The 20,404-nt window shown below is 65.5% G+C and carries 25 protein-coding genes; 14 read left to right on the forward strand and 11 right to left on the reverse strand.

The genetic code is table 11. From position 1 onward, the window contains the following. Positions 1-4 precede the first annotated feature (4 nt). From hpf to V6X30_RS00775, 7 genes are all read right to left on the reverse strand, one after another. Entirely contained in the window at positions 5-331 is a 327-nt protein-coding gene (gene hpf / locus V6X30_RS00745; protein WP_367965967.1) for a ribosome hibernation-promoting factor, HPF/YfiA family, read from the reverse strand. Positions 332-352: 21 nt separating this feature from the next. Further along, the gene (locus V6X30_RS00750; RefSeq protein WP_367982726.1) at positions 353-1,813 is read right to left on the reverse strand and encodes an RNA polymerase factor sigma-54; all 1,461 of its coding nucleotides are present in this window, start codon (positions 1,811-1,813) and stop codon (positions 353-355) included. A 61-nt stretch (positions 1,814-1,874) separates the two neighbouring features. Beyond that, positions 1,875-2,606 carry an LPS export ABC transporter ATP-binding protein gene (gene lptB / locus V6X30_RS00755; RefSeq protein ID WP_367982727.1) on the reverse strand — a complete coding sequence of 244 codons (732 nt, stop codon included), beginning with the start codon at positions 2,604-2,606 and terminating at the stop codon, positions 1,875-1,877. Next, on the reverse strand, positions 2,603-3,127 hold the full coding sequence (gene lptA, locus V6X30_RS00760) for a lipopolysaccharide transport periplasmic protein LptA (RefSeq protein ID WP_367982728.1): 525 nt from the start codon (positions 3,125-3,127) through the stop codon (positions 2,603-2,605). Before lptA ends, lptB begins: the two co-directional genes overlap by 4 nt. Then, entirely contained in the window at positions 3,111-3,668 is a 558-nt protein-coding gene (lptC, locus tag V6X30_RS00765) for an LPS export ABC transporter periplasmic protein LptC (RefSeq protein ID WP_367982729.1), read from the reverse strand. The genes lptA and lptC overlap by 17 nt, the downstream gene beginning before the upstream one ends. Beyond that, positions 3,669-4,643 (reverse strand): KpsF/GutQ family sugar-phosphate isomerase, encoded by a 975-nt coding sequence (locus V6X30_RS00770; protein ID WP_367982730.1) that lies wholly within the window; start codon positions 4,641-4,643, stop codon positions 3,669-3,671. Between the two features lie 13 nt (positions 4,644-4,656). Continuing rightward, the gene (locus V6X30_RS00775) at positions 4,657-5,631 is read right to left on the reverse strand and encodes a calcium/sodium antiporter (protein WP_367982731.1); all 975 of its coding nucleotides are present in this window, start codon (positions 5,629-5,631) and stop codon (positions 4,657-4,659) included. A 114-nt stretch (positions 5,632-5,745) separates the two neighbouring features. Here V6X30_RS00775 and V6X30_RS00780 point away from each other — a divergent pair, with 114 nt between their 5' ends. Genes V6X30_RS00780 through hisD form a run of 8 tightly spaced genes read left to right on the forward strand, consistent with a single transcriptional unit; the run spans position 5,746 to position 11,655 of the window. Beyond that, positions 5,746-6,570 carry an ABC transporter ATP-binding protein gene (locus V6X30_RS00780; RefSeq protein ID WP_367982732.1) on the forward strand — a complete coding sequence of 275 codons (825 nt, stop codon included), beginning with the start codon at positions 5,746-5,748 and terminating at the stop codon, positions 6,568-6,570. Next, a complete protein-coding gene (gene mlaE / locus V6X30_RS00785; protein WP_367982733.1) occupies positions 6,570-7,346 on the forward strand; it encodes a lipid asymmetry maintenance ABC transporter permease subunit MlaE in 777 nt (258 codons plus the stop codon). Before V6X30_RS00780 ends, mlaE begins: the two co-directional genes overlap by 1 nt. A 32-nt stretch (positions 7,347-7,378) precedes the next feature. Continuing rightward, positions 7,379-7,852 carry an outer membrane lipid asymmetry maintenance protein MlaD gene (gene mlaD / locus V6X30_RS00790; protein ID WP_367982734.1) on the forward strand — a complete coding sequence of 158 codons (474 nt, stop codon included), beginning with the start codon at positions 7,379-7,381 and terminating at the stop codon, positions 7,850-7,852. Next, the gene (locus V6X30_RS00795) at positions 7,849-8,166 is read left to right on the forward strand and encodes an STAS domain-containing protein (protein WP_367982735.1); all 318 of its coding nucleotides are present in this window, start codon (positions 7,849-7,851) and stop codon (positions 8,164-8,166) included. Before mlaD ends, V6X30_RS00795 begins: the two co-directional genes overlap by 4 nt. Continuing rightward, positions 8,163-8,408, forward strand: coding sequence for a BolA family protein (locus V6X30_RS00800; RefSeq protein ID WP_367982736.1), 246 nt, complete (start codon positions 8,163-8,165; stop codon positions 8,406-8,408). The genes V6X30_RS00795 and V6X30_RS00800 overlap by 4 nt, the downstream gene beginning before the upstream one ends. A gap of 4 nt (positions 8,409-8,412) precedes the next feature. Next, a complete protein-coding gene (murA, locus tag V6X30_RS00805; protein WP_367982737.1) occupies positions 8,413-9,693 on the forward strand; it encodes a UDP-N-acetylglucosamine 1-carboxyvinyltransferase in 1,281 nt (426 codons plus the stop codon). Continuing rightward, positions 9,686-10,330: an ATP phosphoribosyltransferase gene (hisG, locus tag V6X30_RS00810; RefSeq protein WP_367982738.1), complete on the forward strand. Its 645-nt coding sequence runs from the start codon at positions 9,686-9,688 to the stop codon at positions 10,328-10,330. Before murA ends, hisG begins: the two co-directional genes overlap by 8 nt. A gap of 5 nt (positions 10,331-10,335) precedes the next feature. Beyond that, positions 10,336-11,655: a histidinol dehydrogenase gene (hisD, locus tag V6X30_RS00815; protein ID WP_367982739.1), complete on the forward strand. Its 1,320-nt coding sequence runs from the start codon at positions 10,336-10,338 to the stop codon at positions 11,653-11,655. Here hisD and V6X30_RS00820 read toward each other — a convergent pair. Further along, complete coding sequence (locus V6X30_RS00820) at positions 11,652-12,812, reverse strand: S1C family serine protease (protein WP_367982740.1); 1,161 nt, start codon at positions 12,810-12,812, stop codon at positions 11,652-11,654. The two genes, hisD and V6X30_RS00820, sit on opposite strands and share 4 nt — an antisense overlap. Positions 12,813-12,850: 38 nt before the next feature. Here V6X30_RS00820 and V6X30_RS00825 point away from each other — a divergent pair, with 38 nt between their 5' ends. The 6 genes from V6X30_RS00825 (at position 12,851) to V6X30_RS00850 (ending at position 17,455) form a co-directional block, all read left to right on the forward strand. Continuing rightward, positions 12,851-13,609, forward strand: coding sequence for a Nif3-like dinuclear metal center hexameric protein (locus V6X30_RS00825; protein ID WP_367982741.1), 759 nt, complete (start codon positions 12,851-12,853; stop codon positions 13,607-13,609). Between the two features lie 199 nt (positions 13,610-13,808). After that, positions 13,809-14,399, forward strand: coding sequence for a ubiquinol-cytochrome c reductase iron-sulfur subunit (petA, locus tag V6X30_RS00830; protein ID WP_367982742.1), 591 nt, complete (start codon positions 13,809-13,811; stop codon positions 14,397-14,399). Further along, on the forward strand, positions 14,399-15,655 hold the full coding sequence (locus V6X30_RS00835; RefSeq protein WP_367982744.1) for a cytochrome b: 1,257 nt from the start codon (positions 14,399-14,401) through the stop codon (positions 15,653-15,655). Before petA ends, V6X30_RS00835 begins: the two co-directional genes overlap by 1 nt. Beyond that, positions 15,655-16,386 (forward strand): cytochrome c1, encoded by a 732-nt coding sequence (locus V6X30_RS00840; RefSeq protein ID WP_367982745.1) that lies wholly within the window; start codon positions 15,655-15,657, stop codon positions 16,384-16,386. Before V6X30_RS00835 ends, V6X30_RS00840 begins: the two co-directional genes overlap by 1 nt. A 32-nt stretch (positions 16,387-16,418) precedes the next feature. Next, positions 16,419-17,048 carry a glutathione S-transferase N-terminal domain-containing protein gene (locus tag V6X30_RS00845; RefSeq protein ID WP_367982746.1) on the forward strand — a complete coding sequence of 210 codons (630 nt, stop codon included), beginning with the start codon at positions 16,419-16,421 and terminating at the stop codon, positions 17,046-17,048. Next, the gene (locus V6X30_RS00850) at positions 17,048-17,455 is read left to right on the forward strand and encodes a ClpXP protease specificity-enhancing factor (RefSeq protein WP_367982747.1); all 408 of its coding nucleotides are present in this window, start codon (positions 17,048-17,050) and stop codon (positions 17,453-17,455) included. Before V6X30_RS00845 ends, V6X30_RS00850 begins: the two co-directional genes overlap by 1 nt. Before the next feature lie 23 nt (positions 17,456-17,478). Here V6X30_RS00850 and V6X30_RS00855 read toward each other — a convergent pair whose 3' ends face one another. The 3 genes from V6X30_RS00855 to V6X30_RS00865 are packed head-to-tail and all read right to left on the reverse strand — an operon-like array spanning position 17,479 to position 20,349. Then, positions 17,479-18,066 (reverse strand): phosphoheptose isomerase, encoded by a 588-nt coding sequence (locus V6X30_RS00855; RefSeq protein WP_367982748.1) that lies wholly within the window; start codon positions 18,064-18,066, stop codon positions 17,479-17,481. 28 nt (positions 18,067-18,094) lie between these two features. Continuing rightward, the gene (locus tag V6X30_RS00860; RefSeq protein ID WP_367982749.1) at positions 18,095-18,454 is read right to left on the reverse strand and encodes a YraN family protein; all 360 of its coding nucleotides are present in this window, start codon (positions 18,452-18,454) and stop codon (positions 18,095-18,097) included. Continuing rightward, positions 18,451-20,349, reverse strand: coding sequence for a penicillin-binding protein activator (locus tag V6X30_RS00865; RefSeq protein WP_367982750.1), 1,899 nt, complete (start codon positions 20,347-20,349; stop codon positions 18,451-18,453). Before V6X30_RS00865 ends, V6X30_RS00860 begins: the two co-directional genes overlap by 4 nt. Positions 20,350-20,404 lie beyond the last annotated feature (55 nt).

Genomic DNA, 20,404 nt, shown 5'->3' on the forward strand with positions numbered 1-20,404 from the left:
GCGATCAGGGTTCCAGTGTTGGTCCGACCCGGCCTTCCTCGCGGTGATGATCAGTGCGCTTCTCCTTGTGCTTGACCACCTGGCGGTCGAGTTTGTCGATCAGGGCATCAATGGCGGCGTACATTTCCTCCGACGTCGCCTCGGCAAACAGTCGGGCCCCGCTCACGGCGAGCGTGGCCTCGGCCTTCCGGGTGTTTTTCTCCACGGTCAGGATGACGTGGACGTCGACCACGTTATCGAAGTGGCGCTCGAGCCGCTGGAATTTCTCGTCGACATAGCCGCGGAGTGCGTCGGTAACGTCGACATGATGGCCGGTGACGTCGATTTTCATGGTCTCTCCTTTTTTGTCGAATCAGACCAGGCGTTTACGGTCCGTTGACGAGGCAATGCCCATAACCTCGCGATACTTGGCCACGGTACGCCGGGCAACGTTGATTCCCTCCTCCCGGAGGATGTCGGTCAGCCGTGAGTCGCTGAGCGGCCGGGCTGGATCCTCGGCGGCCACCAGCCGCCGGATCCGTGCTCGAATGGCCGTGGCCGAGCACTCGCCGCCATCGGCGGTGGGGACATGACTGGAGAAGAAATGCTTGAACTCCAGTGTGCCCTGCGGCGTGCGCATGTACTTGCGGGAAGTAATGCGGGAGACCGTGGATTCGTGCATGTCGATGGCCTCCGCCACCTCACGCAGTACCAGTGGCTGCATGGCCTCCTCGCCGTGTTCCAGAAACCCCTGCTGGCGTTCGACGATGCACTCGGCGACCTTCTGCAGGGTCTCGCTACGGGACTGCAGGCTCTTGATCAGCCAGCGTGCCTCCTGCAGGTGCTGGCGCAGGAGGCTGTTGTCGGCGCTCGTGTCGCCCCGCCGCACCAGGCTGGCATAGTAGTCGTTGACACGGATTCGCGGCGACGCGTCGGGGTTGACCTCGACTTCCCAGCGCCCATTGATCCGATGAACGAAGCAGTCGGGGATCACATATTCGGTCCGCGTTTCGCCAAAGCCTGATCCGGGATGTGGATCGAGCTGCTGGATGAGCGACAGAACGCCGGTCAACGTCTCTTCATCGATGCCCAACCGGCGACGCAGCGTGGCATGCTGCCCGGGGCCAAGCAGTCTCAGGTCCTCGGCAATGGCCAGACGGGCCAGCTCCCGGTGCGGTGTATCTTCGGGCAGGGCATCGATCTGCAGGCGCAGGGCCTCCCGGGCATCGCCGGCGGCGACGCCCACTGGATCCATATGCTGGATGACGGCGATGACGGCCCGGATGTCATCCTGCTCGATGTCGTCGTCGGCCAGTGCCTCGCACAGTTCTTCGGATGACTCCGTCAGGTGGCCCTGCTGGTCGAGGGCGTCGATCACGGCCTCGGCAATCCGCCGATCCCGGTCGCTGAGACTCGACATTTCCACCTGCCAGTGCAGGTGATCACGCAGTGAGGCCTCCGGACCCGCCTGGTTGTCCAGCAGGCTGTCGCGACGTGCCGGATCCGGCGCGCTGGGGGTGGCCGCGCCGGCGGCCGGATCGTCCCAGCGCTCATCGACCGGCATATCCTCGCCGAGCCGGGAGGCGTCGGCGGCACTCGATCCCAGTGGCGCTTCCGAGGGATCAATGGTGGACTGTTCCGCCATGTTTGTCTCATCACCCGAGCCCGCGGTCTCGGCCTCTTCCTCGGCCTCGAGCATGACGTTGGATTCAAGCGCGTCGCGGATCTCCAGGCTGAGTTCGGCCGCTGGCAGCTGCAGCAGACGGATGGCCTGCTGGAGTTGCGGCGTCATGGTCAGTTGCTGGCTGACCCGGAGTTCCAGGGATTGCTTCATCGTCACCCGTGCCCTTTAGTGGTGTTCCAGAGTAACGCTGCCCATGGATCCCTCGCCAGTACTAGAGGCGGAAGTCTTCACCGAGGTAGACCGCACGCACCTCGGGGTTCTCGAGCACGGCCGTGGCATTGCCCTCCGCAATGACCCGGCCGGCGCTGAGAATGCTGGCCCGGTCGACCAGGGCGAGGGTCTCGCGGACGTTATGATCGGTGATCAATACGCCGATGCCACGCTCGGAGAGGTGGCGCACGATGGATTTGATGTCACCCACGGAGATCGGGTCGACCCCGGCGAACGGCTCGTCCAGCAGGATGAAGCGCGGATCGGCGGCCAGGGCCCGGGCGATTTCCAGGCGGCGCCGCTCGCCACCGGACAGGCTGATGCCGGTCTGATCCCGCAGATGGGCGATGTTGAATTCGTCCATGAGCGCGCTGGCCTGCTCTTCGCGCTCCGTGCGGGCCAGGTCGCGGCGGGTCTCGAGCACGGCCAGCAGGTTGTCGATGACTGACAGGCGCCGGAAGACCGACGCCTCCTGGGGAAGATAGCCGATGCCCATCCGCGCCCGGGCGTGCATGGGGAGTGTGGTGATGTCGGCGCCATCCAGATGAATCTGGCCACCATCGGCGCGGATCAGGCCGACGATCATGTAGAAGCTGGTGGTCTTGCCGGCGCCGTTGGGCCCCAGCAGCCCGACGATCTCGCCGCTGTCCAGCCCGATAGAGACGTCATCCACCACCCGACGGCCGCGGTAGGCCTTCATAAGGCCAGTGGCGCGGAGTTCGCTGCCGCTCATTGATCCCCTTCCGGTGCCGGCAGCACGCGGACGTTCACGCGCCCGTCGCCGTCACCGTCGCCATCGGCAACGGTCCGGTTTTCGGCGGGGTAGTGGGTGATCGTCTGCCCGGTGACCGTGTTGTCGCCCTGGCGAAGCTCGCCGCCCTCGAGCAGGACCAGTCGCTCCGGCCCGCGGGCGTAATACTCCATGCGGGGGGCCTCGGCGCGTCGTGGCGCCGCATCCGGCAGCGTCTCGCGGTAGGTGGCGGGTGTCCCCTCGACCACGACCCGTTCCAGTTGGCGCTCGGCGTCGGTGAAAACGCGCATCAGATCGCCGGTTATCCGCAGTGCGCCGCGGGTCAGCACGACATCGCCGCGATAGATGCTCACGCCGTTGGCGTCATCCACCTCAGCGCTGTCAGCGGCCAGTTCCACGGCCTCGGTGCGATCCGATGGCGCCGTTTGCGCCTGTGCCACTGCCAGCATCGTGGCGAGGGTCAGCCAGAACAGGTGAGTCAGGCGGTTAGCGTGGTGCGGCATGATATCGTCCTCTCGCGTTGTCCGGCAGAACGATGCGCTGTTCGTCCAGCCAGGCCAGGGCGCCCTGGCCCCGGATACGATAGTCGGGGCCGGTCAGGGTCACCGGTTGATCGGTTTCGGCATAGCGCGCGGGAATATCCAGATCGATCCGCGGCGTGTCGATGCGGGTGACCCCCGACGGACCCTCCCGTCGCATGACCACGTCGCCCTCCAGCCGGGCCCGGCTGTGGCCCGCCCAGCTGCGGCCATGATCGGCATGACCCGTCCAGGGCGGTCCCTGCTGTGCGGTCAGCTGCCACTCTGGCGAGTCCAGTTGCCAGAAATCTTCCTCGTCATAGTAACGGGCAGCAGGCGTGGTGATCTGCCAGGCCACCTGACCATCCGCGTTCGTGGTCGTCACTACCACCTCCCGGGCGTAGGCCGTCAGGGCGGGGGCCGGGCCCGTCGCAGAGGCGGGCTCCGCCTCTTCGCGCCCCGCCATGCGCCAGCCGATCAGCGCGACGACCACGAGGGTCAGGCCGATCGTGACGATCCGGCGCATTCAGACCACCCCGGCTCGCAACAGATCATGCATGTTGAGCGCGCCGGCGAGGCGGCCATCCGCGCCGGTAACCAGCAGCGCGTTAATGCTGTGTCGCTCCATGAGCGCCAGTGCCTCGGCGGCAAGCCGATCACTCTCGACGGCGCGTGGCGCGGCGGTCATGACCTCGCGGATCGACGTGTTGTGCACATCGACGCCCTCGTCCAGCGCCCGGCGCAGGTCGCCATCAGTGAAGACACCAATGAGCTGAGCGTCGTCATCGATGATGGCCGTCATGCCCAGCCCCTTGTGCGTCATCTCCAGCAGGGCTTCGGCCATGGGTGTCTCCGGTCCGACCCGGGGAATGGCCTCCCCGGTATGCATCAGATCCTCAATGCGCAAAAGCAGCCGTCGGCCCAACCGTCCGCCCGGATGCGAATGGGCGAAATCCTCGGCGGTGAAGCCACGGGCATCCAGCAGGGCGATGGCCAGCGCATCGCCCAGGGCGAGCGCTGCCGTGGTGCTGGCGGTGGGCGCCAGGCCGAGCGGACAGGCCTCGGCATACACGCCGGCATCCAGGTGGACATCGGCGGCCCTGGCCAGGGTCGATCCGGCGTTGCCGGTGATGGCGATGAGCGGCAGTCCTCGACGCTTGATGGCGGGTAGCAGTCGATTGATTTCCTCGGTCTCGCCGGAATTGGACAGCGCGATCACCCGATCGCCTTCGACGATCATGCCCAGATCGCCGTGGCTTGCCTCCCCCGGGTGCACAAAGAACGCCGGCGTACCGGTGCTGGCCAGCGTGGCCGCCAGCTTGCCCCCGATGTGCCCGGATTTGCCCATGCCGACGACAACCACGCGGCCCTCGCCATCGAGTAAAAGGCGGCAGGCGCGGGCGAACGACGCGCCAATACGCTGTCCCAGCGCGGCGACGGCGGCGGCTTCGGTGTCGAGCACCGCCCGGCCCAGCCGACAGAAATCCTCATCCGCAACCATGTCTGCTCCGCTCTCAGCCTTGCATCACGAACAGCATCACCTGGTAGGCGATGAATCCGGTGAGCAGGACGCCGCCCTCTAACCGGCCCAGTCGCCCGCTTTTTCCGACGGAAAAACCGATGACCGCGATGGCCAGCATGAACAACGTCATGATGCCGTAGTCACGCGCGAGACTCACGCCGTCCACGGCGAATGGTACAATGACGCCGGCGATGCCGAGCACGGCAAGCAGGTTGAAGATATTGGACCCGACGATGTTGCCCACCGCCAGCTCGTCCTCGCCGCGGCGCACGCTGGCGATGCCGGCGGCAAGCTCGGGCAGGCTGGTGCCCACCGCAACGATGGTCAGGCCGATCACCAGGTCGCTTACACCAAGCTGGCTTGCCAGCGCCACCGCTGCCCAGACCAGCATGCGCGAGCTGACCAACAGGACAATCAGGCCCAGCACGACCCACAGTGCGGCCCGGCCGACTGGCATCTCTTCCGGGAGCGCGGCCTCCAGCTCGCGGGTCATGACATCGCTCTCGCCAGCGGGCCGACGCGCCTGCCGGGCCATCCAGAACAGCACCGCCACCAGTCCACCGAGCAGCAGCATGCCGTCCAGGCGCGAGAGCGCGGCGTCGGCGAGCAGAATCGCTGTAAACGCCACGACGGCCATGAGCAGCGGGAACTCCCGGCGCAGGATGCCGGAATGCATGGCCAACGGCGTGATCAGTGCCGTGGTGCCGAGGATCAGCCCGACATTGGCCACGTTCGAGCCCAGCGCATTGCCCAGGGCTATGCCCGGGGTGCCATCCAGCGCGGCGATGGCCGAGACCAGCATCTCCGGCAAAGAGGTGCCGATGCCAACCACCGTCAGGCCGATGAGCAGGCTTGAGACGCCCAGATGACGGGCGAGGGCCGAGGCGCCTTCCACGAAGCGATCGGCACTCCAGGCCAGCGCGGCAAAACCGATCGCGAGAATGATAAGCAGAACCGGCAATGACATGGGTGGGATCGGGCCCCAGGATAAAAACGCCCACGATACCGTATTTGACCGGCTTCATGCCTTGGCGGATACTCGCCGGCGACTGAACGGCCATCCATCAGCGAAGCCATCCGAATGCCAGAAAACCCGTCCACGGGCGAGTCCCGGGCCCTGATCGATATCCGTGACCTGGCTTTCAGCCGGGGCGGAAGGCCGCTCTTCGACGGCGTGAACCTGACGGTGAACCGGGGTGAAGTGGTGGCCATCATGGGCCCCAGTGGTACCGGCAAGACCACCCTGCTGCGTCTCATTGGCGGTCAGCTGCGCGCCGCTGCCGGCAGCGTCCGTGTCGCGGGCGAAGAGGTCGGCGGGCTGTCGCGGCGTGATCTCTACCGACTGCGACGTCGCATGGGCGTCCTGTTTCAGAGCGGTGCACTATTCACGGACCTGACCTGCTACGACAATGTGGCATTTCCGTTGCGTGAGCACACGCAGCTGCCGGAAGCGCTAATCCGGACTGTGGTGCTGATGAAGCTCGAGGCGGTCGGGCTGCGGGGCGCACGTGATCTCTACCCCGCCGAGCTCTCCGGCGGCATGGCCCGGCGGGTATCGCTGGCCCGTGCCCTGGCGCTCGACCCCGAGCTCATCCTCTACGACGAGCCATTTGCCGGCCAGGACCCGATCTCCATGGGGGCGCTCATGCAGGTGATCCGGCAGCTCAACGACGCGCTCGGACTGACGAGCGTCGTGGTCTCCCACGATGTTGATGAGACACTGAGCATCGCGGATCGGGCCTATGTCATCTCCGAGGGGCAGATCATCGAGTCCGGGACGCCGGATCGACTGAGGCAAAGCGACAGCCCCTGGGTGCACCAGTTTCTTCACGCGCTCCCTGACGGGCCGGTGCCGTTCCACTATCCAGCCGCCTCGATGGCGGACGATCTGCAGCGGGCGCGCTGATGGTGGGGATGCTGCAGCGACTCGGGGCCTCGACGCTGGCCAGTCTCGGCACGCTCGGGCGGGCCACGGCATTCCTCCTGCGGGTGATTGCCGGCCTTGGTGAGCTGGTCCGCCGGCCGCACCTGCTGATCCAGGAGCTCTACTCCGTGGGGGTGCTGACGCTTGTCATCATCGTCGTCTCAGGCCTCTTTGTCGGTATGGTGCTGGCCCTGCAGGGTTACTACACATTGGTGGATTTTGGCGCCGAGCAGTCGCTGGGCGTGCTGGTGGCGCTGTCGCTCACCCGCGAGCTGGGGCCGGTGGTGACGGCGCTGCTTTTTGCCGGACGCGCCGGCTCGGCACTGACCGCGGAGATTGGTCTGATGAAGGCCACCGAGCAGCTCGCCGGCATGGAGATGATGGCCGTGGATCCGGAGCGGCGCGTGATCGCGCCGCGCCTGGTGGCGGCGCTGATTTCCCTGCCCCTGCTGGCCATGATTTTTACCCTGCTGGGTATCATCGGGGCGTATATCGTCGGCACCAGTCTGCTGGGAGTGGATGGCGGCTCGTTCTGGTCGCAGATGCAGGCGCAGGTCAGTTTCTCGGATGATGTGCTCAACGGCCTGATCAAGAGCGTCCTGTTTGGTCTTGCGGCCGGCTGGATCGCCGTTTTCAACGGCTATGACTGTCTGCCGACATCCGCCGGCGTCAGCCGCGCGACGACGCGGACAGTCGTGGTGACATCGCTGGTGGTGCTGGGGCTGGATTTCGTGCTCACGGCCCTGATGTTCGATTGACGGAGGTACGCCAGGTGGAGAATTCGCGGAGTATGGAGATCGTTGTCGGCGCCTTCGTGGCGGCCGGTCTGGCGGCGCTCTTTGTGCTGGCCATGCAGGTCAGCAATATCACGGCCTTTCAGCGTGCGGAGGGCTATACGGTGGAGGCCTATTTCCAGAACGTCGGTGGTCTCCGGGACCGCGCGCCGGTGAGGCTGGGAGGCGTGCCCATCGGCCGGGTGAGTGGCATCACCCTCGATCCGGCCCGCTTCGAGGCCCGCGTGGAGCTCACCATCGACGCACAGTACGATGATCTGCCAAGCGATACGGCGGCGAGTATCCGCACCTCGGGGCTGCTGGGCGAGCAGTATGTCTCGCTGCAGCCCGGTGGCATGCCGGATGCGCTGGCGGATGGCGACGAGATCATGCTTACCCAATCGGCGCTGGTTCTGGAGGATCTCGTCAGTCAGTTCCTCTACAACCAGTCCGGTGACGGCGGTGACAGCGGCAGCGGAGGCAGTGAGTGAGCGCCGGGCGAATCAGCGGTGAGCCCCGGAGCGGACTGCGACTTGAGGGGACGCTACGCGCCGCCGATGCGGCGGTACTGTTCGATGAGCTGCCGATGGCCGACGGGTCGGTGCGCCTGGATCTCTCCGACCTTGAGGCGATGGACAGCGCCGGGCTCGCCCTGCTGCTGGAGTGGCAACAGCGGCTTGAGCAGTCGGGCGGCGCGCTGGTGATCGTGGCACCCCCGGCGGCGCTGGTGCGGCTCGCCCGCATCAGCGGGGTTGATACACTGTTGAATATGCAAACCAACGACACGGGGATGACAGAGGAATGATGGAACCGGAGGCCATTCGGGCGCTGCTGCAAGCCGGGCTCAGGGATGCCGAGGTGGAAGTTGCCGGTGATGGCCGGCATTTCCAGGCGCGTATCGTCTCGCCGGACTTTGACGGCCTGCCTTTGCTGCGCCGCCATCGTCTGGTCTACGACCTGTTGCAGTCGCATATCGACAGCGATGTGCTGCATGCCATCTCCATGCGCACCCTGACACCGGCGCAGGCCGCCGCCGAGCAGGACTGAGCCGGTGGAGCGACTGCTGATCCGCGGGGGGCGGGCCCTCGAAGGGGATATACGCATATCCGGTGCGAAGAACGCGGCTCTGCCCATCATGGCAGCGACGCTTCTGGCCGATGGGCCCTCGGTGATCGGCAACATCCCGGATCTGCATGACGTCACCACCACCATGGAGCTGCTGGGGCGGATGGGCGTGCGTCTGACCGTCGACGAGCGCATGCGCGTCGAGATCGACCCCACCTGTATCGACAATTGCCATGCGCCCTACGAGCTGGTGAAGACCATGCGGGCGTCGATCCTGGTGCTGGGCCCGCTCCTGGCCCGCTACGGCGAGGCCGACGTCTCCCTGCCGGGGGGCTGCGCCATCGGCACACGGCCGGTCAACCTGCATGTCGAGGGGTTGCGCGCGCTCGGGGCCGACATTACTGTCGCCAACGGCTATATTCGGGCCCGCTGCAGTCGCCTCAAGGGCGCGCGACTGGTCATGGACCTGGTGACTGTCACCGGCACCGAAAACCTCATGATGGCTGCCGTGCTGGCCGAGGGCCGGACGGTGATCGAGAATGCCGCCCGCGAACCTGAGGTGGTCGATCTGGCCAACTGCCTGAATGCCATGGGGGCGCGGGTCAGTGGAGCGGGCACGGACACCATCACCATCGAGGGGGTGGAGCGCCTGGCGGGCACCCGCTACGAAGTCCTGCCGGATCGTATCGAGACCGGCACCTTTCTGGTGGCTGCCGCCATGACCGGCGGGCGTGTGTACTTGAAGAACACGGCTCCCTATCTCCTCGATGCCGTGATCGCCAAGCTGCGCGAGAGCGGCGCCGAGATCACGGTGGGCGAGGACTGGATCAATCTGGACATGGCCGGGCGTCGACCGCGTGCCGTGAATGTGCGGACGGCGCCGTACCCCGCCTATCCGACCGACATGCAGGCGCAGATCTGCGCCCTCAACGCGGTGGCCGAGGGCGTGGGGATGGTCACGGAGACGGTCTTCGAAAACCGCTTCATGCACGTCCTCGAGATCCAGCGGATGGGCGCCGACGTGCGCCTCGAGGGGCATACCGCCATCAGCAATGGCGTTGATCGCCTCACCGGTGCACCGGTGATGGCAACGGATCTGCGCGCCTCCGCGAGCCTCGTCCTCGCCGGCCTGGTCAGCGAGGGTGACACGCTGGTGGATCGCATCTATCACATCGATCGCGGTTACGAGTGCATCGAGGAGAAGCTCGCCCAGCTCGGTGCCGACATCCGCCGCATGCCCGGGGAGATCGTCCGAAGCCATGCCTGAGATGTTGACCATCGCGCTGTCCAAGGGGCGCATCCTCGAGCAGACGCTGCCGCTGCTTCGTCCCCTCGGCATTGAGCCGCTGGAAGATCCGGAGCGCAGCCGGAACCTGGTCCTGCCCACCACCGACCCGGCGGTGCGGCTGATCATCGTCCGGGCCACCGATGTGCCCACGTATGTCGCCGGGGGCGGTGCGGATGTCGGTGTCGCCGGCAAGGACGTATTGATGGAACAGGGCGGGCACGGCCTGTACGAACCCATCGACCTGGGGATTGCCCGGTGCCGGCTCATGGTCGCCGGGCATCCCGATGCCAGTCTGGAAGGCCGCCGGCTGCGCGTGGCGACCAAGTTCGTCAACATCACCCGCCGGCATTTCGCCGGCAAGGGCCGGCAGGTCGACCTCATCAAGCTCTATGGCTCGATGGAACTGGCGCCGCTGGTCGGGCTTGCCGATGTCATCGTTGACCTGGTGGACACCGGCAACACGCTCCGGGCGAACGGCCTCGAGCCCCTGGAGCAGATTGCGGATATCAGCTCGCGACTGGTGGTCAATAAGGCATCAATGAAACTCAGACATCGCGAAATCAAGCCACTGCTCGGCCGCATTGCCGACGTGGTGGCCCGGCGCGACGACAGGTGAGCGGCATGTTGGAGATAGAACGCCTCAGTACCACGCAGCCCGACTTCGGCGACCGGCTCAAGGCCCTCACCGACTGGGACGACGGTGCGACCCATGGCGTCGAAGCGGCGGTCGCGGAGATCCTGACCGCGGTCCGCGAGCAGGGTGATGCGGCGCTGTTGCATTACAGCGAGCGTCTGGACGGTCTCGCCGTAGAGTCCGTGGCGTCCCTCGAGGTCGATCTGGCGCGCTGCCAGGCGGCACTGGAAGCGCTGGATTCCGCTGATCGCGAGGCGCTGGAGACCGCAGCGGCGCGGGTCCGCGAGTATCATCTCCACCAGCGCCAGAGTGACTGGGAGAAGCGTGAGGCCGACGGCACTCGGCTTGGCCAGCAGGTGAGGCCTCTGGAACGCGTGGGCATTTATGTGCCCGGTGGCAAGGCGGCGTATCCGTCGTCGGTACTGATGAACGCCATCCCGGCCCATGTCGCTGGCGTGGACGAGATTATCATGGTCGCCCCCGCCCCCGGCGGCGAGATTGCTCCCATGGTGCTGGCCGCGGCGGCGGTGGCCGGTGTCGATCGGTTGTTCCTGCTCGGCGGTGCCCAGGCGGTGGCCGCGCTTGCCTACGGCACCGAGACCGTGCCAGCGGTCGACAAGATCGTCGGGCCCGGCAATGCCTACGTGGCGGAGGCCAAACGCCGGGTCTTCGGCCATGTCGGGATCGATATGGTGGCCGGCCCGTCGGAGATCCTGATCATCTGCGATGGCCAGACCGATCCGGAGTGGATCGCCATGGACCTGTTCTCCCAGGCCGAACATGATGAAGACGCCCGCGCGCTGCTGGTCTGTCCCGAGGCGCGGTATCTTGATGACGTGCAGGCCGCCATGGAGCGTCTGCTACCCGAGATGGAACGATCCGAGATCATCCGCGCGTCACTGGCCCGGCGCGGGGCACTGATCTGCGTACGGGATCTGGCCGAGGCGGCCGACGTGGCCAACGCCATTGCCCCCGAGCATCTGGAGTTGTCGGTGGTGGAGCCGGAGCGTCTGGCTTCGGCCATCCATCACGCCGGTGCGATCTTTCTGGGACGGCATACGCCGGAGGCGCTCGGCGACTACTGCGCCGGGCCGAGTCACGTGCTGCCGACTTCGCGCACGGCGCGGTTCGCCTCGCCGCTGGGTGTCTATGACTTCTGCAAGACCACCAGCCTGGTGCACTGCACGCCGGAAGGTGCGGCGGTCCTGGGTCCGGTGGCGTCGCGCCTGGCTCGGGCCGAGGGGCTGACTGCCCATGCCCGTTCGGCGGAGTATCGCTTCAGCGGTGGCGACGAAGCCGATCGCTAGCGCGCCGGTGGCCGCTGCGGGGCGTCTCCGCCGAGATCGGTGGGGCGCTCGGCAACGCGGACCGGCCAGCTGAGGGACTCGCCCTCGCGGGCACCCCCCAGAACGATGCGGGTTTCCGGTCGCAGTTCGGTGATGCGATTGAGCAGGCCGCGGACCGTTTGGATCGGCTGTTCGCCGACCCGCTGTATGACATCATCGGGTCGCAGGCCGGCGTTGTCGGCCGGGCCGCCGGGCAGTACCCCGGTCACCCGGACACCCCGGCCGCCCTGTTCCGGGATTACCTGAAGGCCAATCCAGCCGCGGATAACCCGTCCGTTTTCAATGATTTCCGTGAAAACCGCCCGCGCCAGGTCGGCGGGGATGGCGAAGCCGATCCCCATGGAGCCACCGGACTGGCTGAAGATGGCCGTGTTGATGCCGATCACCTCGCCATGGGCATTCACCAATGCGCCGCCGGAGTTGCCCGGATTGATGGCGGCATCGGTTTGAATGAAGTTCTCGAAGGTCGTCAGCCCGAGCTCACTTCGGCCGACGGCGCTGACAATGCCCTGGGTCACCGTCTGGCCAACACCAAACGGGTTGCCGATGGCGAAGGCCACGTCACCCACCCGGCTATTGGCGGAGTTGGCAAGGGTGATGTGCGGCAGATTGTCCCCCTCGACCTTGAGCACGGCCAGATCCGTTTCGGGATCGGTCCCGACGACGTTCGCCGGCGCGTTGCGCCCGTCGGCGAGCATCACCTGGATTCGGGCGGCGCCGCGGATCACGTGGTGGTTGGTGAGCAGATGGCCCGCATCGCTGATCAGCACGCCGGAGCCGAGCGACGTGTCGAGATCCGGGTTTTCCGTCGGAGCCAGTCCGCCGAACAGGTCATCCAGCGCGGGGGAATCGAGGAACGCATTGCGCGGATCCGGTGTTCGCGTGGCTGTATAGATGTTGACCACCGACGGCGCTGCCGCCGCGACCGCGTCCGCGTAGGTGAATGGTTGGTTCGGCGGTGTCGGTGCGCCGGCGTCCGATCGCGGCGACTCATCCACGCGAACCACCGGCCGCTGACGCTCAAGCAGCTCCGGCGCCAGCCAGACCACGGCGATGGCCACAACAACCCCCACCAGGGTGTAGCTGATCACGAATCGGGTGAATCGTCGCAGGGCCATCTTCTATACTCGTCGAGCGTTGGAGTGACGAGGATACGATGGTACACCGTTGGCAACTGAGTGCTTACCTCGATGAATTGCTGTGCCCCGAGCGGGTCAGCGATTTCACCCCCAATGGCCTGCAGGTGGAGGGGCGGCCGGAGATCCGACGCCTGATCACCGGCGTGACGGGCTCGGCGCGCTTCCTGACCGAGGCCATTGAGGCCGGCGCCGATGCCGCTCTGGTCCATCACGGTTATTTCTGGAAGGGCGAGCCGGCACCAATTACCGGTATGAAGGCCCATCGATTGCGTCTGCTGCTGCGCAATAACATCAACCTCTTCGCCTATCACCTGCCACTGGATGTGCACCCGGTATTCGGCAACAACGCTGTGCTGGCGGACTGGCTCGGCATTGAGGTTGAAGGCACCGTCGATGCCGGCGGCGTGCCTGGGCTTCTATGGCACGGTCAGCTGGCCGAGTCGATCGACACGGATGCCTTTGCCGACCGCCTTGCCTCCCGTCTGGGGCGTTGGGTGACGCCGGTGGTCGCTGGTCCCCACCCCGTGAGGCGCGTCGCCTGGTGCAGTGGCGGGGGGCAGAAATTCATGGCTGCCGCCGCGGCACTGGGGGTGGATGCCTATTTCAGCGGCGAGATATCGGAGCCGACGGCCCATGAGGCGCGCGAGCTCGGTGTGCATTATTTCGCCGCCGGGCACCATGCCACTGAGCGGGGCGGAGTCCAGGCCCTCGGGGAGCATCTCGCCGCGCAATTCGGTCTGGCTCATGAATTCATTGATGACGCCAACCCGGCTTGAGCTTAACCCTTGATTGAAAGCAAGTTTTACTGAGGGGGAAGCCCCGTCAGACGGGGCTCCTGGGTTGACTGCGGGAGCTGGATGTTGGATTCTACGCGCGTTATAAACACCATTCGTCAATAGTGTGAGGGGTGGTCAGCGGGCCAATCAGAAAGCCGCCGCAGCCGCCATGATCCGTTACCCATGCAGGGGAATCCAGATGTCCGAGGATGGCGCTAACAACAGTCGTCGCCGCTTTCTCACCGGCGCGGTGTCGGTCGTCGGCGGCGTCGGCGTTGCCTACACGGCGGTGCCCTTTCTCTCCTACTGGAATCCGAGCGCTCGGACCCGAGCGGCCGGTGCACCGGTGGAAGTCGATACCAGCACGCTCCAGCCAGGCCAGAAAATCAACCTGACCTGGCGTGGTCAACCGGTCTGGGTGATCCGCCGTTCCGAGGCGGCACTCGAGACACTGCCCGAGCTCAACGACCGCCTGCGCGATCCGGATTCCACGGTGGCTTCGCAGCAGCCGTCCTACGCGCAGAATCTGTACCGGTCCGTTGATCCGGAGTTCCTGGTGCTCGTGCCCATCTGCACGCATCTGGGCTGCATCCCCTCGTACATGCCGCAACCCGGGTCCCTCGACACCAACTGGCCAGGTGGCCTTTTCTGCCCCTGCCATGGTTCGCGTTTCGATATGGCGGGCCGCGTTTATTCCGGCGTTCCTGCGCCGACTAACCTTGTAGTGCCTCCGTACCGTGTAGCCGATGATGGGCTGATCGTGGTCGGAGAAGATGAGGAGGCTGCCTGATGAGTGATGCCACCACCAAGGCGCAGGGCGGAGTGCTCGGCTGGATCGATGCGCGCTTCCCGCTCACGAAGATGTGGAACGAGCACATCGGTGAGTATTACGCGCCGAAGAACTTCAACATCTGGTACTACTTCGGCTCGCTGGCGTTGTTCGTGCTGGTCAATCAGCTACTCACCGGCATCTGGCTGACCATGAACTACAACCCCTCCGCGGCGGGTGCATTCGACTCGGTCGAGTACATCATGCGCGACGTGGAGTTCGGCTGGCTGATCCGCTACATGCACTCCACGGGGGCGTCGGCGTTCTTCGTGGTGGTTTACCTGCACATGTTCCGTGCCCTGCTGTACGGCTCCTACCAGAAGCCGCGCGAGCTGATCTGGGTGTTCGGCATGATCATCTACCTGCTGCTGATGGCCGAAGCCTTCATGGGCTATCTGCTGCCCTGGGGGCAGATGTCCTACTGGGGTGCGCAGGTGATCATCTCGCTGTTCGGGGCCATTCCCGGCATCGGCGAAGAGCTGGCGCTCTGGATCCGGGGTGACTACAACATCTCCGGCGTTACGCTGAACCGCTTCTTTGCGTTGCATGTGGTGGCGCTGCCACTCGCACTGGTGGGGCTGGTGGTGTTCCACATCCTGGCGCTGCACGAGGTGGGCTCCAACAACCCGGATGGCGTTGACATCAAGAAGAACAAGGATCAGAGCGGCAAGCCGAAGGACGGCATCCCGTTCCATCCCTACTACACGGTCAAGGATACCTTCGGGCTGGGTGTGTTCCTGATTTTCTTCTCGGCGGTTGTGTTCTTCGCGCCGGAGATGGGAGGGCTGTTCCTCGAACCGCCGAACTTTGAGCCGGCCAATCCGTTGCAGACGCCGGCGCACATCGCGCCAGTCTGGTACTTCACCGCCTTCTACTCAATCCTGCGCGCGATTCCGGACAAGTTTGGCGGCGTGCTCGCCATGGGATCGGCGATTTTCCTGCTGTTCCTGCTGCCCTGGATCGACCGCGGTCGGGTTCGCTCGATCCGCTATCGCGGCCTTGGACACAAGGTCAACCTGGGGCTGTTTGCAATCGCGTTCGTCTGCCTGAGCTATCTCGGCCTCCGGGCCCCCTCCGAGGTGTACTTCGGTCTGACTGTGACGACCTGGGCGCAGATCTGGACGGTGGTGTATTTCGGGTTCTTTGCGTTCCTGTTCACCTACACGGCCTTTGGGTTCGAACGCACCAAGCCCGTACCGGAGAGGGTGACCGACTGATGAGAAAGCTCGCATTGATTCTGCTGCTTGGCCTGTTCTCCGGCGGAGCCTTGGGCGCGGGCAGCAGCGCGGATCTGATGGATGCCCAGGTCGACGTGTCCAACGAGGCCTCGCTGCAGCGCGGCGCGAATCTGTTCGCCAATAACTGCATGGGGTGCCACTCGGCCAAATACGTGCGCTGGAATGCGTTGCCCGAGGCGCTCGGCATCCCCATGGCCATGGTCGAGGAATCGCTCATCTACGGGGCCTATACGCCGGGCGATACCATCAACGCGGCCATGCGTTCGGAGGATGCCGCCGACTGGTTCGGCGCGGCGCCGCCGGACCTGTCGCTGACGGCACGCTCCCGGGGTGCGGATTGGGTGTATACCTATCTGAACAGCTTCTACGAGGATCCGGACGCCAGCATTGGCTGGAACAATACGCTGCTTGCCAATTCCTCGATGCCGCATGTGCTCTGGCGCCTGCAGGGTGTGCCCGAAGCCCGTTACGAGGAGAGTCATGGCGAACTTCAGGTGGCCGGAATCCGGGTGCCCGAGGGACAGCAGGGGACGATGACCGAAGAGGAATACCATCAGGCCACGCGTGACATCACCAATTTCATGGCCTTCATGGCGGAGCCGGTCCGGGCGAAGCGCCAGGAAATGGGCGTCTGGGTGATTGGCTTTCTGGTCATCTTCACGGTGCTCGCCTGGTTCATGAAACGTGAGTACTGGAGGGATATCCACTGAGTAGCCAGGCCGAACAGCTGGGTGCGTCGTCAGTGACGCTCAGCCAGCGAACATCGATTGGTCTCTACACCGATCCATCGGCGGTGGAGAGCCATCGGGTGCGGTTGGTACTGGCCGAAAAAGGCATTGGCGTCGAGGTCGTCGAGGTCGCGCCCGAGGGCCCTCAGCCGGAAGACCTTGCCGACCTCAATCCCTACGCCGAGACGCCTACGCTCGTCGATCGTGACCTCGCGCTCTATGATCCGCGGGTGATCTGCGAGTACCTCGACGAGCGTTTCCCTCATCCTCCGTTGATGCCTATCGATCCGGTATCCCGTGCCAAGGCGAAACTGGTGATCTCTCGGATTGACCGTGACTGGTATCAGTTGCTGGGCCAGCTCGAACAGCCGGAACGGCGCGGCAAGCCTGCCATCCGACGGCAGCTCGCCGAGAGCCTTGCGGCCAGTGCGGATGTATTCGACACAGGCATGGCGTATTTCCTGAGCGACGAGATCACCATGATGGATTGCGTGCTGGCGCCGCTGCTCTGGCGGCTGGATCACTACGGCGTTGAGTTGCCGGCCGAAGCCGCCGCCATCGAGTCCTATGCCGGGCGACTGTTTGCCCGCGAGCCTTTTCAGGGCAGTCTCACGCGAACCGAACAGGCAATGCGCACGATCTGATGACGCCGAGCCGACCGTATCTCATCCGCGGACTCTACGAGTGGATCGTCGATAACGGCCTGACGCCCCATCTGCTGGTCAATGCCGAGGGCGAGGCGGTCGAGGCACCACTCGAGTTCGCGGATGGCGGGCGTCTGGTACTGAACGTCTCGCCCAGTGCGGTACGCGGTCTCGATCTGGGCAACGAGTGGGTGGCCTTCAACGCGCGCTTCGGCGGCCAGCCCCGCCAGGTGAATGTTCCCGTCGTCGAGGTCATGGCGATCTATGCCCGCGAGAACGGCCGCGGGATGCTCTTTACCCCCGAGGATGGCGATGGCGAGCCGCCACCCGGAGGCGGCCAGGAGAGTGGGGCGGGGTCCGGTCCGCCCGCCGGCGATAACCGTCCCGGACTCCGCGTCGTCAAATAGCCCGCACCGGATCCCACCGGTGTTCAGCCGCCAAAGAGCTGTCGGTCGATCAGGTCGCACAGGCAGTGAATGACCAGCAGGTGCACTTCCTGGATCCGGGCGGTCACCTCGTGGGGCACCCGGATCTCGACGTCCTCTCCCGCCAGTTTCAGGGCCATGGGGCCACCATCCCGGCCACTCAGCGCGACGACATGAGCGCCCCGGTCATGGGCCGCCTCAATGGCTCGGATCACGTTGTCGCTGCCTCCGCTGGTGCTGATGGCCAGGACCACGTCGCCGGGCAGGGCGAGGGCCCGGATCTGCCGCGCGAAGACCTCGCGGAAGTCGTAGTCGTTGGCGATTGAGGTGATGGTCGAGCTATCCGTAGTGAGCGCAATGGCCGGTAGTCCCGGACGCTCCATCTCGAAGCGGTTGAGAAGCTCCGAGGAGAAATGCTGTGCATCACCCGCCGAGCCGCCGTTGCCGCAGCTCAGGATACGCCCTTCGCGCTGCAGGCATTCGGTCATCAACATCCCGGCCTGTTCGATGAAGGGGCGGAGCTGGTCCAGGGCGACCTGCTTGGCCTGAATGCTCTCGTGGAAATGCTGTGCGATCCGCTCACTGGCGTTCATGTCCCTACCTTGTCGTTGTCATGTCTCGTCAATCATCGGCCCTGAAGGCGTCCTTCACCCAAGTGACATGATCGTCTCCCGGTTGCAGGGCGATCACGTCGAAGCGGGCGGGCGGCTCGTCGGGCTGGCGTTGCAGCCAGGCAGCGGCAGCAGCCAGGAGGCGGCGCCGCTTGGCGTGGGTGATGCTGTCTACACCGTCACCAAATCCGCTTGCTGATCGGGCTCTGACCTCCACGAAAACCACCTCCGCCCCATCCTGCATGATGAGGTCGATTTCGCCCCGACGGATTCGGAAATTGCGGGTTCTCAGGCGAAGACCGTGGTCTTCGAGATAGGCGAGGGCGTATGCCTCTGCGGCCTCGCCGGTCTCCTGCGGTCGCGGTGTCATGGCAGGTACGCCGGTAGGCCTGATCCGTTTTCCCGGGCCGGCTGGACACGCTCCAGGCCTGCGGATGTGATCCGCGCCGGGATCAGCTGGCGTTGGATTAGCCCCTCTGCATTGAGGCTGAGCCGACCGGTCGCCCCGGGCAGGTACAGCTCGGTGCTGCCGGCAAGGGCATCAAGCCCCCGGAGCAGCCGATAGCTATCCACCCCCAGAGCAACCAGCTGGCCCGGATCACGCTCCGGATTGGCTTCCCTGAGCTGTTGCCTTGCGCCAGCGCCTGCATCATTCGGTGCCTCGTCCAGCAACCAGGGCATGCGTGCGAGCATTACGCCGCTGAGATCATTATCGGCGCCGGCCTGTTGTTGCTGCGGGTAGCTCTCGCTGATGGCGAACACCGGCAGGTCGATACCGCGATGAAACCGGATCTGTGGGGTGATGAGCCGCGCGTCACGGCCGAAGGCGGCCATGAAAACGCCATCCGCATCCTGGCGTCGTCGGGCCTCGAAACCGAAGCCTTCGCCGGTGATTGATCGCAGCCGCTGGTAACGCTCATCACTCAGGTCCAGCTGGAACAGACTCTGGATGGGCCCCGTCAGGTCGTCCTGGTCCGGGGGGTAGCGGCGTTGCCCGAGGATCTCGCCGCCGGCCTCCTGGAATGCGCTGCGGAAGGCGGCGCTGACACGACTGCCCCATTCGTCATCGCGGGCCATCACCAGCAGGCGGTGATGACCCATTGCGCTCGCCATGGCAGCGACGGCGCGGGCGTCGTTCTCCGGTGCCAGGCCGAACTGTACTACGTTATCGTTGCCGGGCCTGCTCGGCACGCGATTGAGTGCGAGCACGGGGACCGGGAGCGATTCGGCGGAGACGAGCTCGCGGACGCCGGATTTGCTGAGTGGCCCGATGACCTGGTCCGCGCCAGCGGCGACCGCCGCATCATAGGCGGCGGTTACATCCCGGCCGGCGGCACCTACATCAAAGAAAAGCAGACGCGGCCGATCGTCCCGATCCGCCTCGGCATAGTAGGCGGCCAGCAGACCCTCCTGGATGGCACTGCCAGCGGCGGCCAGTTCTCCGGTAAGGGGTAGCAGAACCGCCACGACCGGTGGTGGTGAGAGGTCGGCCCGCTGTTCGGCCAGCACTCCGTCAACGAACGAGTCGCTGATCTCGATGCTGCCCTGGGCGTCCCGCCAGTCAGCGATGAAGGTCTCCGTCTCCGCGGGCTGGAGCGCCCTGTTACGCACGCCGATCGCCAGTTGCAGCCAGCCCTCCACGGCCTCGTTCGGCTGTCCGGAGAGGCTCTCGCGAACCGCCGGTATAGTGGCCTCCATCAGAATCGCCCAAAGCGCCGACTCATTATTCAGGCGCTGTTCGCGGGAGAGCGTCAGATCGGCCAGCGAGACACGGTAGTCAATCGCTGCCGCCAGATCGCCTCGGGCCCCCTCCGCGCGGGCCAGCGACTGCAGACGCAGTGGCTCCATGCGCGCTGACAGAGCGGCTGGCAGTGTGCCGAGGCGGTCAACCACCTCCGTCGGCGGCAGCTCTGGGTTGAGCCGCGTCCGCAGCAGGGTGGCGACGGCCCTATTCGATGGCGTGGCGTTGGCCTCGCGCGTACCCAGCCATCTCTCGGCGGGCGCCGAGTCATCCAGTTCCAGGGCCAGCGTCGCGGCCTCCAGCTGCAGGCCGGTGGCTTCGGGCTTCGGCAGTTGCTCCGCCGCGGCCCGCAGCAGCGTAATGGCCCGGCTGGTATTACCGAGCGCCAGCGCCTCTTCGGCATCATCCAGTTGTGGCGAGCGGATCTCGTCGAGCGGGGTGGCATCCTGTGGCGTCATCGGCGCACAGCCGGCGATCAGTAGCGCGATCGTCAGCAGGGCGATTGCAATACGGGCACTGAACAAGGGCGAGCCTCGCGGTGATCGGAACGGCCGGTTAGACTGCCCGGCAGGTTTGCTG

Origin of the sequence: Spiribacter sp. 1M189 (genome assembly GCF_040838345.1) — a bacterium.
GTDB classification, from domain to species: Bacteria; Pseudomonadota; Gammaproteobacteria; order Nitrococcales; family Nitrococcaceae; genus Spiribacter; species Spiribacter insolitus.

Excerpts from the sequence above, each read along its gene's own strand:
- mlaD (WP_367982734.1), top strand. The coding sequence starts at position 7,379 with ATGGAGATCGTTGTCGGCGCCTTCGTGGCGGCCGGTCTGGCGGCGCTC.
- V6X30_RS00835 (WP_367982744.1), top strand. The coding sequence starts at position 14,399 with ATGAGTGATGCCACCACCAAGGCGCAGGGCGGAGTGCTCGGCTGGATC.
- V6X30_RS00850 (WP_367982747.1), top strand. The coding sequence starts at position 17,048 with ATGACGCCGAGCCGACCGTATCTCATCCGCGGACTCTACGAGTGGATC.
- V6X30_RS00855 (WP_367982748.1), bottom strand. The coding sequence starts at position 18,066 with ATGAACGCCAGTGAGCGGATCGCACAGCATTTCCACGAGAGCATTCAG.
- V6X30_RS00840 (WP_367982745.1), top strand. The coding sequence starts at position 15,655 with ATGAGAAAGCTCGCATTGATTCTGCTGCTTGGCCTGTTCTCCGGCGGA.
- lptC (WP_367982729.1), bottom strand. The coding sequence starts at position 3,668 with ATGCGCCGGATCGTCACGATCGGCCTGACCCTCGTGGTCGTCGCGCTG.
- hisD (WP_367982739.1), top strand. The coding sequence starts at position 10,336 with ATGTTGGAGATAGAACGCCTCAGTACCACGCAGCCCGACTTCGGCGAC.
- V6X30_RS00780 (WP_367982732.1), top strand. The coding sequence starts at position 5,746 with ATGCCAGAAAACCCGTCCACGGGCGAGTCCCGGGCCCTGATCGATATC.
- petA (WP_367982742.1), top strand. The coding sequence starts at position 13,809 with ATGTCCGAGGATGGCGCTAACAACAGTCGTCGCCGCTTTCTCACCGGC.
- V6X30_RS00825 (WP_367982741.1), top strand. The coding sequence starts at position 12,851 with ATGGTACACCGTTGGCAACTGAGTGCTTACCTCGATGAATTGCTGTGC.
- V6X30_RS00820 (WP_367982740.1), bottom strand. The coding sequence starts at position 12,812 with ATGGCCCTGCGACGATTCACCCGATTCGTGATCAGCTACACCCTGGTG.
- lptA (WP_367982728.1), bottom strand. The coding sequence starts at position 3,127 with ATGCCGCACCACGCTAACCGCCTGACTCACCTGTTCTGGCTGACCCTC.
- V6X30_RS00775 (WP_367982731.1), bottom strand. The coding sequence starts at position 5,631 with ATGTCATTGCCGGTTCTGCTTATCATTCTCGCGATCGGTTTTGCCGCG.
- V6X30_RS00750 (WP_367982726.1), bottom strand. The coding sequence starts at position 1,813 with ATGAAGCAATCCCTGGAACTCCGGGTCAGCCAGCAACTGACCATGACG.
- V6X30_RS00860 (WP_367982749.1), bottom strand. The coding sequence starts at position 18,454 with ATGACACCGCGACCGCAGGAGACCGGCGAGGCCGCAGAGGCATACGCC.
- V6X30_RS00800 (WP_367982736.1), top strand. The coding sequence starts at position 8,163 with ATGATGGAACCGGAGGCCATTCGGGCGCTGCTGCAAGCCGGGCTCAGG.
- lptB (WP_367982727.1), bottom strand. The coding sequence starts at position 2,606 with ATGAGCGGCAGCGAACTCCGCGCCACTGGCCTTATGAAGGCCTACCGC.
- V6X30_RS00770 (WP_367982730.1), bottom strand. The coding sequence starts at position 4,643 with ATGGTTGCGGATGAGGATTTCTGTCGGCTGGGCCGGGCGGTGCTCGAC.
- mlaE (WP_367982733.1), top strand. The coding sequence starts at position 6,570 with ATGGTGGGGATGCTGCAGCGACTCGGGGCCTCGACGCTGGCCAGTCTC.
- hpf (WP_367965967.1), bottom strand. The coding sequence starts at position 331 with ATGAAAATCGACGTCACCGGCCATCATGTCGACGTTACCGACGCACTC.
- hisG (WP_367982738.1), top strand. The coding sequence starts at position 9,686 with ATGCCTGAGATGTTGACCATCGCGCTGTCCAAGGGGCGCATCCTCGAG.